Source organism: Algibacter sp. Ld11, from assembly GCF_045066735.1.
Classification (GTDB): domain Bacteria; phylum Bacteroidota; class Bacteroidia; order Flavobacteriales; family Flavobacteriaceae; genus Algibacter.
In genome coordinates, this window is record NZ_JBISHH010000024.1 from 599,381 (window position 1) to 618,142 (window position 18,762).

Annotated in this window: 15 protein-coding genes; 7 read left to right on the plus strand and 8 right to left on the minus strand. The window is 33.7% G+C overall.

All coding sequences use genetic code 11. The features are described 5' to 3' along the window. The first annotated feature begins 67 nt into the window (after window positions 1-67). Window positions 68-3,007: a TonB-dependent receptor domain-containing protein gene (locus ACJJV4_RS12890; protein ID WP_405295047.1), complete on the plus strand. Its 2,940-nt coding sequence runs from the start codon at window positions 68-70 to the stop codon at window positions 3,005-3,007. 240 nt (window positions 3,008-3,247) lie between these two features. Here ACJJV4_RS12890 and ACJJV4_RS12895 read toward each other — a convergent pair whose 3' ends face one another. The 4 genes from ACJJV4_RS12895 to ACJJV4_RS12910 are packed head-to-tail and all read right to left on the minus strand — an operon-like array spanning window position 3,248 to window position 9,986. After that, a complete protein-coding gene (locus tag ACJJV4_RS12895) occupies window positions 3,248-6,775 on the minus strand; it encodes an efflux RND transporter permease subunit (protein WP_405295049.1) in 3,528 nt (1,175 codons plus the stop codon). 53 nt (window positions 6,776-6,828) lie between these two features. Further along, window positions 6,829-7,998 carry an efflux RND transporter periplasmic adaptor subunit gene (locus ACJJV4_RS12900; RefSeq protein ID WP_405295051.1) on the minus strand — a complete coding sequence of 390 codons (1,170 nt, stop codon included), beginning with the start codon at window positions 7,996-7,998 and terminating at the stop codon, window positions 6,829-6,831. A 40-nt stretch (window positions 7,999-8,038) separates the two neighbouring features. Then, complete coding sequence (locus tag ACJJV4_RS12905) at window positions 8,039-9,379, minus strand: TolC family protein (protein WP_405295053.1); 1,341 nt, start codon at window positions 9,377-9,379, stop codon at window positions 8,039-8,041. A gap of 1 nt (window position 9,380) precedes the next feature. Then, a complete protein-coding gene (locus ACJJV4_RS12910; RefSeq protein ID WP_405295055.1) occupies window positions 9,381-9,986 on the minus strand; it encodes a TetR/AcrR family transcriptional regulator in 606 nt (201 codons plus the stop codon). A gap of 125 nt (window positions 9,987-10,111) precedes the next feature. On the opposite strand from ACJJV4_RS12910, the gene ACJJV4_RS12915 reads away from it, so the two are divergent. The 6 genes from ACJJV4_RS12915 to ACJJV4_RS12940 all read left to right on the plus strand — a co-directional run bounded on the left by ACJJV4_RS12915 (window position 10,112) and on the right by ACJJV4_RS12940 (window position 15,024). Continuing rightward, entirely contained in the window at window positions 10,112-11,086 is a 975-nt protein-coding gene (locus tag ACJJV4_RS12915) for a polyprenyl synthetase family protein (RefSeq protein WP_405295057.1), read from the plus strand. Between the two features lie 36 nt (window positions 11,087-11,122). Further along, entirely contained in the window at window positions 11,123-11,473 is a 351-nt protein-coding gene (locus ACJJV4_RS12920) for a hypothetical protein (RefSeq protein WP_405295059.1), read from the plus strand. Window positions 11,474-11,541: 68 nt separating this feature from the next. Beyond that, on the plus strand, window positions 11,542-11,976 hold the full coding sequence (locus ACJJV4_RS12925; RefSeq protein WP_405295061.1) for an RrF2 family transcriptional regulator: 435 nt from the start codon (window positions 11,542-11,544) through the stop codon (window positions 11,974-11,976). A gap of 48 nt (window positions 11,977-12,024) precedes the next feature. Then, window positions 12,025-12,756: an iron-sulfur cluster repair di-iron protein gene (ric, locus tag ACJJV4_RS12930; RefSeq protein WP_405295063.1), complete on the plus strand. Its 732-nt coding sequence runs from the start codon at window positions 12,025-12,027 to the stop codon at window positions 12,754-12,756. A 199-nt stretch (window positions 12,757-12,955) separates the two neighbouring features. Beyond that, complete coding sequence (locus ACJJV4_RS12935; protein ID WP_405295065.1) at window positions 12,956-13,777, plus strand: universal stress protein; 822 nt, start codon at window positions 12,956-12,958, stop codon at window positions 13,775-13,777. Window positions 13,778-13,818: 41 nt separating this feature from the next. Next, window positions 13,819-15,024, plus strand: coding sequence for a hypothetical protein (locus ACJJV4_RS12940; RefSeq protein WP_405295067.1), 1,206 nt, complete (start codon window positions 13,819-13,821; stop codon window positions 15,022-15,024). A gap of 44 nt (window positions 15,025-15,068) precedes the next feature. Here ACJJV4_RS12940 and ACJJV4_RS12945 read toward each other — a convergent pair whose 3' ends face one another. The 4 genes from ACJJV4_RS12945 to ACJJV4_RS12960 all read right to left on the minus strand — a co-directional run bounded on the left by ACJJV4_RS12945 (window position 15,069) and on the right by ACJJV4_RS12960 (window position 18,702). Further along, on the minus strand, window positions 15,069-15,785 hold the full coding sequence (locus ACJJV4_RS12945; RefSeq protein ID WP_405295069.1) for an SCO family protein: 717 nt from the start codon (window positions 15,783-15,785) through the stop codon (window positions 15,069-15,071). A gap of 5 nt (window positions 15,786-15,790) precedes the next feature. Beyond that, window positions 15,791-16,558, minus strand: a complete 768-nt coding sequence (locus ACJJV4_RS12950; RefSeq protein ID WP_405295071.1) for a formylglycine-generating enzyme family protein — start codon at window positions 16,556-16,558, stop codon at window positions 15,791-15,793. A gap of 11 nt (window positions 16,559-16,569) precedes the next feature. After that, the gene (gene nirK / locus ACJJV4_RS12955) at window positions 16,570-18,018 is read right to left on the minus strand and encodes a copper-containing nitrite reductase (RefSeq protein ID WP_405295073.1); all 1,449 of its coding nucleotides are present in this window, start codon (window positions 18,016-18,018) and stop codon (window positions 16,570-16,572) included. Between the two features lie 153 nt (window positions 18,019-18,171). Beyond that, window positions 18,172-18,702, minus strand: coding sequence for an alpha-ketoglutarate decarboxylase (locus ACJJV4_RS12960; RefSeq protein WP_405295075.1), 531 nt, complete (start codon window positions 18,700-18,702; stop codon window positions 18,172-18,174). Between the last annotated feature and the right edge of the window lie 60 nt (window positions 18,703-18,762).

Genomic DNA, 18,762 nt, shown 5'->3' on the forward strand with positions numbered 1-18,762 from the left:
GTTAAGTGTTTAATTTAGAAGATAATATGCATATCTTAGCTAGAACTAATTCAAATAAATAATAACTATGATTAAAATTCTACATTTAAAATGTCTGATGTTTCTATTTTTTATAGGTTTATCAGGAACGGCCATTGGTCAAGAAATTTCAGGAACTGTAAAGGATGATTCTGGTGCTTTACCAGGAGTTTCCGTAATTGTTAAAGGTACTACAACAGGTACAACAACAGATTTTGATGGCAAGTATAGTATTAGCGCTAGTAATGGTGCTGTTTTAGTGTTTTCGTACGTAGGTTACGAAACACAAGAAAAGACAGCTAAAGGAGCTGTTGTGAACATTACTATGCAATCTGGAGTAGCACTTAATGAGGTGGTTTTAGTTGGTTCTAGAAACCCAAGTAGAACAGCGGTGGATACAGCTGTTCCTGTAGATGTTATTGATATGGCAGATTTAACAACTGCTGGCCCACAGGTTTCAGTAACACAAATATTAAATTACGTGGCACCCTCGTTTTCATCAAACACGCAAACTGTTGCAGATGGTACGGATCATATCGATCCTGCTCAATTAAGAGGTTTAGGTCCAGACCAGGTTTTGGTTTTGGTTAATGGAAAAAGACGACATACATCCTCTTTAGTAAATGTAAATGGTACACCAGGTCGTGGTTCTGTTGGTACAGATTTAAACTCCATTCCTGCTGCTTCAATTAAAAGAATTGAAGTGTTACGTGATGGTGCAGCTGCACAATACGGGTCTGATGCTATTGCTGGTGTTATTAATATTGTATTAAAGAACAATGTAAACGAATTAACTGCCACGGTTACGTCTGGGGTAAACATGTCTAAGAATGCTAATGATCATGATGGAGGAACAGATGGAGAAAAAACTCAGATAGATTTAAATTATGGTATTCCTTTAGGTGAAAACGGTGGGTTTATTAATCTTACAGGGTCTTTAACTACTCGCAAGCGTACTTCAAGAGCACGAGCTAATAGTGGTGAGATATTTCATGCTTATAATGCTATAGAATGGGAAGCTTACCAAGATGGTTTTAGTTTAAGTGATTTAAGAAACGATTTGGGAGCAATTCAAAATTATGCATCTCAAGTTGGTTATTTCGATGCTGCTTTACAAGGGCAAATAGCTGGAGCTTCTAGTATAGAAGAGCTTTCTGGTTACAACAAGACAACAGGAGCACAAACTACTGGTATTTTATCTGGTTTAGATGTTACCGATGCAGAACTTGCTGCAAGAGGGCAAACGCGTAGTGATTACAACATGAGTGTTGGTCAATCTGCTTTAGATCAAGGTCAGTTTATGGGTAATTTGGAAATTCCTTTTGGTGATGATGAGAATGAAGCTAAGCTATATGCTTTTGGTGGTTTATCTTATCGTCATGGTGATGCTTCAGGCTTTTACAGAACACCAGGACATAGTTCTGGTAGAGGAAATACTTTAGCTTATATTAACGGTTTTCTTCCAGATATTGAGTCTGATATTATTGATAAATCTTTAGGGTTTGGAATCTCTGGAAAAATAGACGATTGGAACATCGATTTATCTCATACTTGGGGTTTAAATACTTTTGCTTATAACATTACCAATACAACAAACTTTTATTTACAAGCATCATCTCCAAAAGAATTTGATGCAGGTCTTAATGGTTTTCAACAAAACACTGTTAATTTTGATATGTCTAAGTTTTACGAAGATATTATGTCGGGTTTAAATGTTGCATTTGGTGCGGAATATCGTGTTGAAAATTTCTTTATTGAAGCAGGCGAAGAATCATCTTATGCTAAGTACGATGTAAATGCTGAGGTTGAAACTGCAATTGCTGCAGATGATCCAACATTACAAGTTACTGATTTCTTTGGAAATCAAGCTTCAGCGGGAGCTCAAGTGTTTTCAGGTTTTACACCAGGAAACGCTATTGATGCAAAAAGAAACAGTATGGCGCTCTACGCAGATGTAGAGGCAGATATTACTGAGGCATTTTTATTGAGTGGAGCCGTGCGTTTTGAAGATTTTAGCGATTTTGGAAGTACTCTAAACGGTAAATTAGCAATGCGTTATAAAGTAAGCGGAAATACAAATATTAGAGGTGCGTTAAGTACAGGCTTTAGAGCGCCATCTTTACACCAACAGTTTTATAGCAAATCGAATACTTTATTTAACGATCAAGGTGTAGCGGAGGAAGTAGGAACGTTTACAAACAACTCGCGAGCTGCAGAATTATTTGGAATTCCTGAGTTAAAAGAAGAAACATCTTTTAATGCTAGTTTAGGTTTTACAACTAAAATTCCTGATGCTAATTTAACATTAACCGTAGATGGTTATTTTATTGCTATTGATGATAGAATTACATACACAGGTAACTTTGGTAACCCTAATGATGGGTCTCAGCTTGCTAATATTTTTACTAATTTGGGTATTGGTCAAGCAGCATTTTTTGCTAATGCTATTGATACAGAAACTAAAGGTTTAGATGTTGTTATTACACATAAAGCTAATGTTGGAAAAGGAAAGTTAACCAATAATTTAGCCGCTACATATTCTAAAACTAAAAAAGTAGGCGCTACTAAGGGAAGTGATATTTTAACTTCTCAAGGTTTATTAGATACTTATTTTGATGAGAGTTCTAGAGTGTATTTAGAACTTGCAGTACCAAGAGTGAAAGCTAATTTAACACACAACTTAGAAATGGGTGATTGGAATTTCTTCTTAAGAAATGCATTTTTTGGTAGTGTTTTCGATACGGGAACATTAACAGAAGGTGGACATCCTGAAATTGGATCTAATGTAGTAACAGATTTAACAGTAGGTTACAACTTTAGTGATGCATTAAGATTAACTGTTGGAGCTAACAACTTATTAGATGTTTATCCAGATGAATTACCTGGTTATTTAACATCTAGTAATCAATTTGTGTACTCACGTCGTGTATCGCAATTTGGTAATAACGGACGTTACGTTTTCGGTAGATTAACGTTCAATTTAAAATAATAACCTCTATTAATTATAATTTTTTAAAAGCCTTGTAAATCATTTGATTTGCGAGGCTTTTTCTTTATTGGAGATGTATTTATTAATTATACACAGGACGTCATGCGTTTTTGTTTTATAAGAAGAGCTGTTAGGTATATTAACGTTGTTCTTTAAAACAATATAGTATTAAAAAACCCAGGCCTTTCAATTAAGAAAGTCTGGGTTTTCGCTATTAATCGAGTTAGTCACACAATTAAATTAGTCTTCTATTCTTTTATTTGTATTAAAAACATGTTTGTCGTCAATCGATTTTAATCCTGTAACACGATTGCTATAGATTTTCATTTTTAATCTTGTTACAAGGTAAAATAAAATAGGAACAACAATTAACGTTAAAAAGGTTGCAATGAATAAACCATAAATTACAGTCCATGCTAGTGGTCCCCAAAAAATAACATTGTCTCCACCCATATAGATATGAGGATTAAACTCGCTAAATAAGGTGAAAAAATTAATGTTTAATCCAATAGCTAACGGTACTAAACCTAGAATTGTTGTTATAGCCGTTAATAATACAGGTCGCAAACGTGCTTTTCCTCCATTAATAATAGCCTCTAGCAATTCGGCAGTTTGCAAATATTCATCGCCGTCTAAATCGTGCTTAGCCTTTCTTCTGTCAATTAAAAGTTGGGTGTAATCTAATAGTACCACACCGTTGTTTACTACAATTCCCGCAAGTGAGATAATACCCATCATGGTCATCATAATAACGAAAGAACTTCCTGTAAGTACAATACCTCCAAATACACCAATTAAACTTAAAAAGATAGCTAACATGATGATTCCTGGTTTTGAAACCGAGTTAAATTGGAATATTAGTATGAAGAAAATTAAACCTAAACCTGTAAAAAAGGCGCCCATTAAAAAGGCCATTTGTTTATTCTGTTCTTCAATTTGTCCGGTATAATCTATAGTAACATCATTGGGCTTTTGTGTAAAGCTTTTCATTTCGTTCTGTATTTTAGAAACAATAGCAGCAGCATCGGTATAACCAGGAGCCAAAGCAGAGTAAAGCGTTACAACACGTTTTACATCTTTATGTTTTATGGCGCTAAAACCAGAGGTGTTGCTTTGCTTGGCTACTGCAGAAACCGGAATCTCTTTAACTTGCCCAGAAGCCATATCTCTAAATGTCATTTTCTGATTGAAAATAGCACTAGTATTATAGCGGTCTTCTTTATTGAAACGTACATAGATGTCGTAATCGTCACCATCTTCTTTGTAAATACCAGCTTTAGATCCGAAGATTGCATTACGTAATTGTTGACCAACTTGCCCTGTAGAAACTCCAAGTTCTCCAGCTTTCTTTCTGTCTACAATAACTTGCATGGATGGTTTAGATTTGTTTACATCAATCTTTAATTCATCTATACCTTGTACGTTTTTAGAATTTATGAAATCACGCATGCTTTCTGCCGTAGCAATAAGCTCGCTATAATCATTTCCTTCTAATTCAACATTAATAGGGTAACCCGCGGGTGGACCGTTTGCATCTTTTTCAACTGAAATAGCAATACCTGGATAAATATCTTTTAAATCGGCTTGTACCTTTTTAAGAAGCTCTTGGCTATCTGCGCCTTCTCTAAATTTATACTCGCGCATGCTTGCGGTAATTTTTGCGCGGTGTGGCATTTCTGCAGCAGAACCACCATCCGTTTGTGGGTTTCCGGCGCCTTCCCCAACTTGAGATACAGCACTTTCGGTTAAAAAGTTAAAACCTTCATTCATGTACATATCGTCGTTCAATATTTTGTAAACACGACCTTCAATATCTTTTGTAATGGCATTCGTTTTTTTAATATCTGTACCTTCTGGATATTCGATATATACAATAATTTGATTTGGTTTATTGTCTGGGAAAAACTCTACTTTGGTACGCTGGCTTCCTACCGATGCGCCAAAGCCCATAAAGGCAACAATTAACAAGATAAAAGTACCAACAGTAATAAGTATTGGTTTTTTGCCACTTAAGGCGTAGCGTAATGATTTTTCGTAAGCTTTCTCCCAAAGTGGTAATACTTTATTTTGAAAACTATTAGACCAATTTCTAAGAAATAAGCGGTAGATCCAAAGCAGGATAACAACAAAAACCATTAGTGTTCCTAAGGCGTTGTAACTACCTCCAAAGAACATAATTAAAAGTCCGATAATTCCAAATATTGCCGAAATTCTAACAATTTGTTTTAAAGGCATGTTTTTATCCTCAACCGTCATGTATTTAGATACTAAAACAGAGTTGAAAAATATAGCCACAAATAGTGAAGACCCTAAAACTACCGAAAGCGTAATTGGGAAATACTTCATAAATTGTCCCATAACACCTGGCCATAGCCCTAAAGGAATAAAGGCAGCAACCGTAGTTGCGGTAGATATAATAATAGGATAAGCAATTTCTCCAATACCTTTTTTAGCAGCTTCAATACGGCTCATGCCTTCTTCACTCATAAGGCGATATACATTTTCTACCACTACAATACCGTTATCTACTAGCATACCAAGACCCATAATAAGTCCGAAAAGGATCATGGTGTTCATGGTGTAGCCCAATAAATCTAGTATCATTAAAGACATAAACATAGACATTGGAATGGCGAAACCAACAAAAAGTGCGTTTTTAAATCCTAAAAAGAACATTAAAACGGTAACAACTAATATAATACCAAAAATAATATTGTTTACTAAATCGTCTACTTGCCCAATGGTTTTAGACGATTGATCGTTAGCAATAGTAACTTTAAGATCTGGTGGAAATACATTTTTGATAGCATCGGCAACAATAACTTCTATTTGTTCGGCGGCCGCAACCATGTTTTTTCCGGCACGTTTTTTAACGTCTAGCATAACCACTTGGTGCCCGAATTCTCTAGCGTAAGTTGTTTTGTCTTCGTCTTTAAAACTTACTTTGGCAACATCTTTTAAATAAATAGGGTTGTTCATTTCAGATTTTACAACAAAGCCTTCTAACTCTTTTGGGTCTTCAATTTCACCTAAAATTCTAATAGTACGTCTTTGTCCACTAGAAATTAAATTCCCGGCAGACATGGTCATGTTTTCTCTTCCAATAGCATTTAGAATATCATCGAAACTTACTTGAGCAGCCATCATTTGGTAGATGTCTACAGCAACTTCAACTTCTTTTTCTTGAGCACCACGAATATCAACTTGTTTAATTTCTTGAAGGTTTTCAATTTCATCTTCAAGATATTCTCCAAATTCCTTAAGTCTATCTACAGGATAATCTCCAGAGATATTAATGTTTAGAATCGGGATTTCTTCCGACATACTTAAATCGAACACATTGGGTTCTACCTTAGCGCCGTTAAATGTTGGCCAATCTTCTCCCGAAGATTCTGAATCTATTTCATCTTTAACCTTTTGTTTGGCAGCTTCAACAGTAATTTTTTCATCGAATTCTACAACGACAATAGAGTAATCTTCTTGTGATGTTGAGGTGATTTCAACTACATTACTTAGTGTTTTTAATTTATCCTCAATAGGGTCGGTTATTAGTTTTTCAATATCCTCGGCAGTATTACCAGGGTAAATGGAACTAATATAAATTTTGGTTTCTTTAATTTCTGGAAAGTTCTCTCTAGGCATGCTAAAGTAAGATCCCGTTCCAAGAAAAAGTATGAGCGCAATTAAAACATACATTGTTGTTTTATTGTCTATTGCCCAAGACGCTAAGCCAAATTCTTTTATTACTTCTTTCTTCTTTTTACTCATCAGTATTTAATCTTTAGACGTTAGTATTAATGGTCTAGAATTTAGATTGATTTTTATTCAGTAATTAAAATCTTAACGCTTTGTCCGTCTTTTACGCTTCTGGCTCCTTCGTTTATAATTTCGCTTCCGTTTTCTAGTCCAGAAAGAATTTCTATGTAATCGCCTTGCGTTTTTCCTGTTTCAATAAAAACACGTTTTGCTTTAGCTTGGTTGTCGGCTTTATCACTAATGGCGTAAACATATTGTTTGCCTTCAGCATTTTCTGAAATAATACTTTGTGGAATAAGTATGGCTTTATCGTTAGTGTAATCGTTAATTTTAAGCTTTGCCGTTAAGTTGGGCTTAATAGTTCTATCCTTATTATCAATACCAATTTCAATTTTAAATGTTCGGTTTGCAGGGTTTATAAAGTTTCCGGCCTGACGTACTTTTGCATCTATTTGCTTGTTAAGTATTGGGAAGTTTACTTTTACATCTTTTCCGGGTGCTAACTCGGTAATATAACGTTCTGGTACATCGGTTTCAATATACATATCTTGAAGGTTTACAATACGAAAAAGTTGTGATTGAGCTGGGCCAACAACACTACCTTGTTCCGTAATAACATCGTCAATAGTACCTGTAAATGGCGCTCTAACAATAGTTTTACTTAATTGTTGTTGCAATTGGCCTACAGCCTGTACTTGTGCGTCGTAAGAAGCTTTTGCTTGTAAGTATTGAATTTCACTACCTATTTTTTGGCTCCATAAGCGTTCTTGACGTTCAAAAGTTGTTTTTGCTAAAGCTGTTTGAATTTTTAATTGCGATAATTGCTGGTTTAAGCCACCATCGTCAATTTTAGCAAGCGATTGCCCTTTAGTAACACGTTGACCTTCTTTAACATAAACGTGAGATAAAATACCCGTGTATTCTGGGTATATAACAATGTTTTGTTTAGTGTCTACGTTACCTTGTAATTCCACGTAGTGTTGAAAAACTGAGTATTTAGCTTCGAAAGTCGTGATTAACGGAATTTTTTCTAAAGGATCTATTTCTTTAATTTTTATTTCTAGAAGTTTTAGTTGCCCAGCAAGCTCTTGTTCAACAGTTTCTAGTTCGGCTTTCTTTTGGTGAATTAATTCTAAATTATTGGTTGCGATAACATCTTCTACAGATTGTTTTTTTTCGCTACCACAAGAAGAAAGAACTAGTGCAATGGCTAAGAGTGAATATATATGTTTCATTGTATTGTTGAGTTTATTAATTTTTTATTTTGATGATGAATTAGTTTGTTTGATTTGTAATGGTTTCTAACGCCACTTTATTGTTTATTACATTAAGCATAGCTTGTAAAAACTCTTGCTGTGCCGTGTAAAGTTGTGTTTGTGCTTGTCTTAGATCGAAACTAGATGCAATACCTTCAAAAAATTTGGTTTGGTTTTTAGTTTCAATACGTTCGGCAAGGTTTAAGTTTTCTTTTTTATTGGTGTACTCTTCAATAGCGAATTGATAATCACTTTTAGCCGATGCAATTTGGAGTTTTAATTGTTGCTCTGTTTCTGTTAAATCATCTTCGGCCTTTTCTAAATTAATTTTTGCGCGTTGTATTTTAGATTTTGTTGCTCCAGAAGTAAAAACAGGAACACTTAATTTGGCTCCAAAAATAGCATATCCGTAGTATTTTTGATCACTATCTAAAAATGTAAATTCAGGGCTGTAGGCAGTATAACCTCCACTTAAAAAAGCGCTAAGTGTTGGAAGGTTTTTGTATTTCTCTAATTTTAATAACAGTTCCTTAGAGGTTTTATCATTTTCAGCAATTTTATAATCTATGGTATTTTCGATATTAAATGGATTATCAATTATTTCTAAATCGATATTTTGAGCGGTTAATGTTTCTAGGTTATCCGTAAGTATCGTATTGTTGTCAATATCTAAACCTAAAGTAATATTTAGCATTTGGTAAGCTACTTTCTTAAGTCTAATACTATTGTTTAGTGTGCTTTTAATACTTGATAAAGTAATTTTTAATTGCTCTACACTTTCTTCTTCCTCTAAACCATTTTCGTAAATTTTGGTAATTTCATCTAGGTTTTTTTGAAGTGCCGTTTTGTTACGTTCTAAAATAGCAATACTCTCTTCTGTTAATAATACATTGCCATATGCATTAACTACCGCTTTTCTAACTTCCAAGTCTGTTTTAGTTTTAGCATTTTTAGAGATTTCTAAATATACTTTGGCCGATTGTAAACCAACAATGTAAGATCCATCAAACAATAACTGGCTTAACGTTGCAGAACCTATTAAGCTTTGTTCTAGACCAAGGGCTAGTGCTGTGTACTCGCCTTCTGGACCGCCAAAAGCAGAGGCTTCTACAACTTGCAGTTGCTGTTTTATACTGTTTTGGTAATCTACTGCTGCATTAAGTTGTGGCAAACCTGCTGCAGTAGTTTCCCATTTTTGTTCCTTAGCTGCGTCTATATCTCTAGAGGCATTTTTTGCTGTTCTATTATTTTCTAAGGCAAAATTTATAGCAGCATCTAAAGAAAAACTATTGTTTTCTTCTTGAGAAATAGCTGTTATAGAAACTAATAAACTAAAAAATATAATTAGTTTGTTTTTCATTTTATGATTGAGTTTTTGTTATAAATTTATTTAAAATTTCAAATCCTTTTTGTGTTACAATGGCTCGTAAATGGTATTCTAAGTAGCTTTCCATTAAGTAATCCATAGAGAATAATTCTGGAGAAAAAATGGTGCCGTCTTTAATACCCGTCATCCCATTAAAGTACATTCTAGAAATAAAATCGATATCTATGTTGGCTCTAAACAGTTGAGTGTCGATACCTTTTTGCAAACTATCGCTTACAGAATGGTGCATTTTTTCAAATTGTTTTAAATGTAACGTGGCATAGATTTGAGGGTAATATTTTTTAAGCTGAAATTGAGGAGATGATTTTTCACTCTCTAAATTATTCATTACAAACATCTTTATGTCGTACAGTTCCTCAATTGGGTTTATCGATTTGTCGCAAATACCATCAATGCCATCGCAAATACTATCAAAAACAGAAAATGAAACCGCTTCTACTAGTTTTGTTTTATTAGCGAAATGCACATAAATGGTTTTCTTCGATATACCCATTTCGTGAGCAATATCGTCCATAGTTACACTTTTAAACCCTAGGTTTAAAAATAGATCGGTAGCTTTTATTATTATCTTTTGTCTCATAATTCGTGGCAAATGTACAACAGGAAACTTTAAAAACAAAAATAGTTTCCTGAGTTTTAATGGTTTTTTAATATTAAATTTACTTTCAGGGTTTTTAATAAGTTGAATTCCTTTATTTTTGCGCGATGCTTGCAATAGAAAAATACCAACACGAGTTTATAGAATATTTAGAAACGTATTCTACTGTAAAAGAGCCTGAAAATCTTTACGCACCAATTCAATATATTTTAGAATTAGGAGGAAAGCGATTACGGCCTATTTTAACTTTAATGGCTGCCGATATATTTGCAGACGATTATAAGAATGCTTTAAATGCTGCTTTAAGTATTGAAGTGTTTCATAACTTCTCTTTAGTTCATGATGATATTATGGACGACGCTCCTTTGCGTAGAGGGCATGAAACAGTTCATGAAAAGTGGGATATAAATACAGGTATTCTTTCTGGAGATGCTATGCTTATTATGGCGTATCAGCTTTTTGAAAACTACGAAGCTCCTGTGTTTTTAGAACTTGCTAAATTGTTTAGTAAAACAGCTTTGGAGGTTTGTGAAGGACAACAATATGATGTTGATTTTGAAACAAGAAGTGATGTTAGCGTGCCGGAATATTTAAAAATGATTGAATATAAAACAGCCGTTTTAGTTGCTGCTGCAATGAAAATGGGTGCTATTGTTGCAAAGGCTTCAAAAGAAGATCAAGATAATATTTATAGTTTTGGTCGTTATTTGGGTATTGCATTTCAATTACAAGACGATTATTTAGATGCTTTTGGAGATCCAAAAACTTTTGGTAAACAGGTTGGAGGCGATATTATTGAAAATAAAAAAACCTATCTTTATTTAAAAGCTTTAGAGTTTTCTAATAAGGAAGATAGCAAGGCGTTAAGCCAGTTGTTTGCTTCTAATCCAGAAGATGCTACTTCAAAAATAGAAACGGCAAAAGAATATTTTGTAAAAACAGGATCGGCCGAAGCCACTAAAAAGGCTATAGAAGCTTATACGTTAAAAGCCTTTGCAGTACTAGAATCTTTAAACATTCCAGAGCACAAAAAAGCCATGCTTAAAACGTTTGGTAGTAATTTAATGAACCGAACGGTTTAAGTTTTTATTTTTTCCACGGAAGTGTAAATTTACAAGATGCAGTTACCCACTAGTTTTGATCATTTAATTGAAGAAGCAAATGCTTTGAATTTGTACGAAAAACTAATTTTACAGCTTAACAAAGATTTTTTGTTGGCCAATGTAGATTTAGATTTTCATGAAGAAGTTTTACCGTCTAGCTTAAAATTATTACTGCATGAAACAGTTTATAGGCTTATTCAAGAAAAATTTAACGAATATCTAAATTTGCTTTACATTATAGATGTGCCTGAAAAAGATGTAAAAGCTTTGAGTGGAGATGATGTTTTAAAGCTATCAGAAGAGGTAACGTTTTTAATTTTAAAACGTGAATGGCAGAAGGTTTGGTTCAAAAATAAATATTCTTAAGTTTTAATAAAGATATTTTTATCCCATTTAAAAATATCTTCATATATTTGTATTGTAAAATTAGTATTATGTTTTCTAAAGCTTGTGAGTACGGAATTAAAGCAGCAATTTTTATTGCTATAAAGTCCTATGAAGATAAGCGAGTTAGTCCAAAAGAGATCGCCGAGAAAATTAATTCACCTCAGGCGTTTACTGCAAAAATATTACAATCTTTAGTTCGTAATAATATTGTGAGTTCTGTTAAAGGGGCTTACGGAGGGTTTGAAATTCAAAAAGATAGAATCAGTCAGGTTAAATTAGCCCAAATTGTAAAAGCGATCGATGGTGATAGTATTTACGTGGGGTGTGGTTTAGGTTTGGAAAAATGTGATGAAAATCATCCATGTCCTGCGCACGATAAATTTAAAGTTGTTAGAGGCGAGCTACAAAACATGCTAGAAAACACCACTTTAGAGGAGTTGGCGCTTAATATTAAATCTGGTTCTGCATTTTTAAGAGCATAAAAAAAATTTAAATATAAATAGGATAAAAATATCCGAAATAAAACAATTATGGAAACACTACATAAAGATGCACAAAAGCATATAGGAGAGTTTGTAGCAGAAGATTTTAGAACTGCTGCAGTTTTTTCTAAGTATAAAATAGATTTTTGCTGTAATGGTAATCGATCTGTGGAAGCTGCTTGCGAAAAAAAGGGGATAGATAGTAATATGTTGTTAGAAGAATTGGAGTCTGTACTAAGCACCGATACTAGTAAATCTATAGATTATAAATCTTGGCCATTAGATTTGCTAGCAGAATATATTGAAAAAACGCACCATAGATATGTGGAAGAAAAAATACCTGTGTTACGCCAGTTTTTAGATAAGCTTTGTAGAGTGCATGGAGAGCGCCATCCCGAACTTTTTAAAGTGAACGAATTGTTCACAGCTTCGGCTGGAGAATTATCGGCTCATCTTAAAAAAGAAGAACTTGTACTTTTTCCTTTTGTAAAAAACATGGTGAAAGCGACTTTAGATCATAGCGCTGTACAAGCACCACATTTTGGGACTGTTGAAAATCCAATAACCATGATGATGAATGAGCATGATAATGAAGGCGAACGTTTTAGACAAATTGCTGAGCTTACCAATAACTATAACCCACCGGCAGATGCTTGTAATACGTATAAAGTAACTTACGCTATGCTCGATGAGTTTGAAAAGGATTTACATTTACACATACATTTAGAAAATAATATTTTATTTCCAGAGGCTATAAAGTTAGAGAAGCGCTTTGTTTAAAAGTAACGTGCAATCATTGTTTTAATTTAAAAATCCTACTGTATTAATTTTATAATATTCTAGGGTTTTTGTTTGTCTATAAGTATTGGTTTTTTTAAGGTGTACGTGTGCAACTAATTGTTTTGTTGATGTTTATGTGATTTTGATCATGTTTTTTTTGATTTTTTTAAAATAAATTGAAGAACTAATCGGCAACATTATGAAAAATATACTCTTGCTTTCGGATTTTTCGGCTAATTCCATAAATGCCATACATTACGCCATGCATTTTTTTAAGAATCAAAAATGTAAATTTCATCTCATGAATGTGCATAAAATGGGGAGTTTCACTTCCGATGATTTAATGCGTTTTCCTAGTGAAAGTATTTATCAATCTATTACGCGAGAGCCTAAAGGGAAGCTTTATGTGCTAAAGGCAGAATTAGAGAATACCTATAAAAACTTCGATTATCAATTTGAAATTCATATTGATTTTGATGTGTTTATTGATGCTATTAATCAGGCTGTAGTAAGCAAAAATATAGACTTTGTTGTTATGGGAACCAATGGTGCTACTGGTGCCAAAGAAATTTTATTAGGCAGTAATGCCATTAATGTTATAAGGAAAGTGGATTGTAAAATATTGGCTATTCCAGAAGGTTACAGGTTTACACCTATTAAGGAGTTACTTTTATCTGTAGGACCTAGAGATGTTATAGAGGGAAATCAATTTACCGATTTGTTAGAATTTATGGAGACCTATCAATTACATCTCAATGTTTTAAGGCTTAACCCAAATAAAGAAAATCTAGACATAGTAAAACAAGATAGATCTAGCTTATCTATATTAAATTGTAAATATAATGTTGTAAACATGGTACCTATAGATTATGCTGTATTAAGTTATCTGCAAACAAATACTGTAGATTTTATGGCGTTGTTTGTAAGGCATGAAGGCTTTTTGGAGCATTTGTTTTCAAAAGGAAATACTAAAATTAATATTTCTAAATTACCAAAACCTATACTCGTGTTGCACAATTAGTTTTATATTTATTTACCATAACAAGGTTTACTATATTTAGTATGCCAGAAACCATAATAATGCCTAAAAAGTTAGTAGTAGTTTGTTTATTTAATTTTTTAATAGCGGCCTTATTGGGGTTAGCTTTACGGTATTCTTTTTTAGGCTCTATAGAAGTAAATTATAGGTTTTTAACTCATGCACATTCTCATGTGGCAATGTTGGGGTGGGTATATTTAATGCTGTATGTGTGTATTGCGCATTACTTTGTTCCAGAACAAAAGCCTATTTATACTAAGTTGTTTTGGGTTACTGAGTTTGCTGTTTTGGGCATGGTTTTAAGTTTTCCTTTCCAGGGTTACGCTGCAGTTTCTATTTCCTTTTCGACCTTGCATATTTTTTGTAGTTATTATTTTGTTTATTTGGTTTGGAAACAACATGAAACAGCCTCTGTAGTAACTAGTCGTTTATTAAAAACCGCGCTAGTTTTTATGGTAACGTCTACCATTGGAGTTTGGTGCTTGGGACCAGCAGTTTCCATGTTAGGGCAAGCCTCTGCTTTTTATCAAATAGCGATTCAATTCTTTTTGCATTTTCAGTTTAATGGGTGGTTTTTAATTGGTGTTTTAGCTGTGTTTTTTCATCTTTTTAAAATAGAAAATTCTAAATTATTTAGTGCTTTCTATTGGGTTTTAATCGTGTCAACTGTATTAACGTTTGCTCTACCTATGCAATGGTTTGCACCGCATATGGTATTCCCTTGGATAAATGGTGTTGGCGTTGTGCTACAATTAGTTCTAATTGTTTTATTTGTAAAACTTATTAAGTTTAAGGAGAATAAAGTGGCTAGTGGAGATAATCTTGTAGTAATTAATTTGTATCGTTTTGCTGTGCTGTGTTTTATTTTAAAAACTATTTTTCAGGCATCTTCTATTTTTCCAGCTTTTACTAATGTGGTTTATGGTCACCGCAGTTTTGTAATTGGTTTTATCCATTTATTAATGCTTGGTGTTGTTTCTGGTTTTTTGTTTTCTTTTATTTTGAAAAACAATTTACTTTCTTATTCTAAAACAACTTACTTCGGCGTTTATAGCTTTTTAGTTGGGTTTGTGTTAACTGAATTAATACTACTCATTCAGGGTTATAAATTTTTTACAGGTAGTGGGTTGCTGCCAAACTATTACTTATCGCTTTTTTGTTTTAGTATTTTATTGCCTTTTGGGATTGCTCTAATGCTCTTTAATTTAATAAGAAAAAAGCGAAACTAAAGGAGTTTTGTTTTAGTTTTAAAAACTAAAATTTATTGAGTTTCTTAATGTACCGTTTTTAGTATACTTTCAATAGTTTCTTTGTTATCAACACCTAGACCTTCTTGTTGATGAATTAATTCTCCAGCGGGATTAAATACGCTAATAATATTAGAGTGTGAGAAATCTATAGGTGAAATTTCTTTGTATTTCATGGAGAGTACATTAGCAAGTTCGCGAACTCCACTTTCTGTGCCTTGCAAAAATGTCCATTGATCACCATCCATAATATTTTCTATAGCAAACTGTTTTAAGCGCTCTGGGGTATCAGTTAAAGGGTCTATGCTTATTAAAACAAATTGAATGTCCTTTATTTTTTTTGGAGGAAGTTGTGCTTCAATATTTCGCATATCAGCAACTAGTCTTGGACAAGCAGCCTTACACGATGTGTAAATCATAACCATTACTAAGGTTTTTCCGTTTAGTTGTTTTAATTCAACGGTTTTGTTTTCTTCTGTTTGCCATTTGGAGGTTAAGTTAAATATCGATTCCTCGGAAATGTTATCGTCGTCCTTCAGCGATTTTGAAGTTTCATTAATGCCTACTAAATCCATTTTGCAAACAGCGCAATTTCCTAGAGTGCTGTACGTTTTATCTCCTTCACATGCCATTGGGCATTGGAAAACCTGAGGTGTTTGAGCGTTTTTGTTTTTATCAGAATTACAACTTTGTAATGATAAGTTTATAGTAAATAGTATAAGAATGAATTTTAATGCTTTCATGATTATTAATTTTTAATAGGTTTTACACAACGAAAACCTAGGTTTTTCATTGAGTATTTCGCTTTTAAACTTCCGCGTATAGCGTAACGCATAAAGGCAGCATAGTTCATTAAATCGGTTGCGTTTAAAGAAGCGCTTCCGCAGAATAAATTAGAATCTTTATCTACATCTTTTCGCGATTCGCCCGTAATTAAAACGGAGTTAAAGTCTAAGGTCCATTCCCACACTAAGCCATGCATGTCGTAAACGCCCCACGCATTTTTTGGATGTAGTCCAATAGTATTTTCATTAGAGTGTGGTGCTTCATACCAAGCTAATATTTTTTTGTTGAACGATGGCTTAACCCTTGCGTCTTTTGTGGTTTCGTCTGCCATAGCAATGTATTCCCATTCATCTACGGTAGGTAAGCGTTTGCCTTGGCATTCACAATAGGTTTTGGCGGCATACCACGATATGTAGGTTGCGGGACTATTGAGATTTTCTGTAGATTTTAATTCTAAGTTAGACATCCAGTTTGCTAAATAGCTTTTATCTGAAAATAATGTAAGAATATTAGATTTTTGCCATTTCGGATTTTCTTTTAAAAAAATAATAAAGTCTGCATTGGTAACTGGGTAGATGTCTATTTCAAAATCTTTAACCTCTACAACCGTAGAATCTCTACCATATAAAGGAATATATCGACTTCCTTTAATATAAACCATACCTTTAGACTGGCTATAGGTTTGGGTAACCAACAAAACAAACAACAATCTAAAGGTTAGGTTTTTCATAATATCAATAATTATTTACTATTTTTCACTTTGTCTACCATGGCTTTTGTAATAACCTTTTTAGAGTTGCCCCAGCTGTTGTACACATAGGTTAATACGTTTGCTATTTCGTCTGAAGAAAGCATTTGTCTGGTCATAACACTATTATAGGTTTGGCCATTAACTGTAATTTCGCCGGTTTTACCGTGAAGAACAATGCCTATGGCACGATCTACATCGTTATTTAAATAATCAGATTTTGCTAAAGGAGGAAAGGCATTTGGGATTCCTTGGCCTTCAGCTTGGTGGCAAGCAAAGCAAGTTTGCATATAAGCTTGTTTGCCAAATTCCATTTGTTCTTCAAAAGATTTTGCTGGAATTTCCGAAGCTATAATTTCGTCGGTTGTTGGCATGTTCTGTATTCCAGGTCCTTCAGGTAAGTAAATGTCATCACGTATTTCACCAGAATAAAGTGTTTTGTTTTTCTCACCTTCAACCTTGAGCATTCCTAAGGCCCCTTTGTTAAAGGCCCTAAAAATAGAATGATCTACTAAAATAAATGTGCCAGGTACTTCAACTTTAAACTCCATCATGGCGGCACCACCGGCAGGAATTAAAGTGGTTTGTACATTTTCGTTAATAAGGTCGCCGCCTTCTACATGTACTTTATCGAATATTTCACCAATAACATGAAAAGAAGATACTAGCCCTGGACCACCATTGCCAACAAAGAGTCTAACCGTTTCGCCAACTTTAGCCGTTAGCGCATTGTCGCCAGTAAGTGCGCCAACTTTTCCGTTAAAAACAACGTAGTCGGCCTTTTCGTCAACGGCTTTTTGCATATCAAAAGGTTGTAAACCGCGTTCGCCGTTAGCACCTTTAGTATAAAAATCACCTTGCATAATGTAGTATTCTTTATCTACAGGAGGAAGTCCTCCTTCTGGTTCTACTAAAATTAAACCATACATACCATTCGCAATATGCATTCCAACAGGAGCTGTGGCACAGTGGTAAACATATAAACCAGGGTTCAATGTTTTAAAACTAAAAGTTTTTTCGTGACCTGGAGCCACAAATGACGATTCTGCACCACCACCAGGACCAGTTACAGCATGCATATCTATATTGTGTGGTAGTTTGTTATCTGGGTGGTTTTGTAGATGGAATTCTACCTCGTCACCAACGCGAGTTCTTATAAAACTGCCAGGCACAGTACCTCCAAATGTCCAGTAAACGTATTTTACACCATCTGTTATTTCTCCTTCTTGTTCAAGAATTTCCATCTTTACAATTAGTTTTTTTGCTTTTCGTCTGCCAACAGGAGTAGGTACGTTTGGTGGCGATGTTAGCTCTGCTATCATTTCTCTACTTACAGGTATATCTGCAGTGTTTTGGTATTCTTGCTCTTTATCTTTAAAGCAAGATGTGAAGAGTAGTGTGCTTAAAAATATTAAGCTAATTAAAAAGTGTGAAGGTTTCATTAGTATTATTTTTTAGTGATTCTCATTTGTTTTTAATTAGGACAATTTTGTCTTAATTTATGAATCAAAAATAATGCTAAGGTTAATTATAAAATATGACAAAAGTCAGTTTTACATGTAAACCACCTGTTTTAAGAACATATGGGTTTGTTTTTAGAAGTAAAACCTAACAAATGGTGCCCAAGCTTCGGAATATATACTTTTATTTTCGTCGTACAGCACATCGTAGCGAATACCAAAAGTAACATTGCCACTTCTATAACCTGCTCCAAAATATAATGCGGGAATCCAATAGTTATCGTTTGGGATATTTAAGTTTACATTGTATCGACGGTTTACATTAAGGTGTTCGAATTCGGCAGATAATTGAATTTCGTTTATCGGGTTGTAAAATCCAATAACACTTCCTCCTAAAATAGTGGATTTGTAAACATTTTTTTGACTGTTGTATGTGCCATTTACACCTAGCCCTAATGAAAAAGAATTATTAAATTCATAAACTGCATTTGGAGCTAATGTGCCACTAAAAAAGCCGTCGCCAAAATTTAAACCAATGCCACCACCATATCTTATATGTTCCCAAAAATCGCTTTTGTAATTTTGAGAGTAAGATTGGTTAACCAGAGATGTAAAAAACATTAAAAAAACAATAATGGCTTTGTTATTTGGGAAAAAAAGTTTCATAAGAATTAGAAATGATTAATAATTTAACAGTATTTACTGCGATATTCGCTAAATGAACAT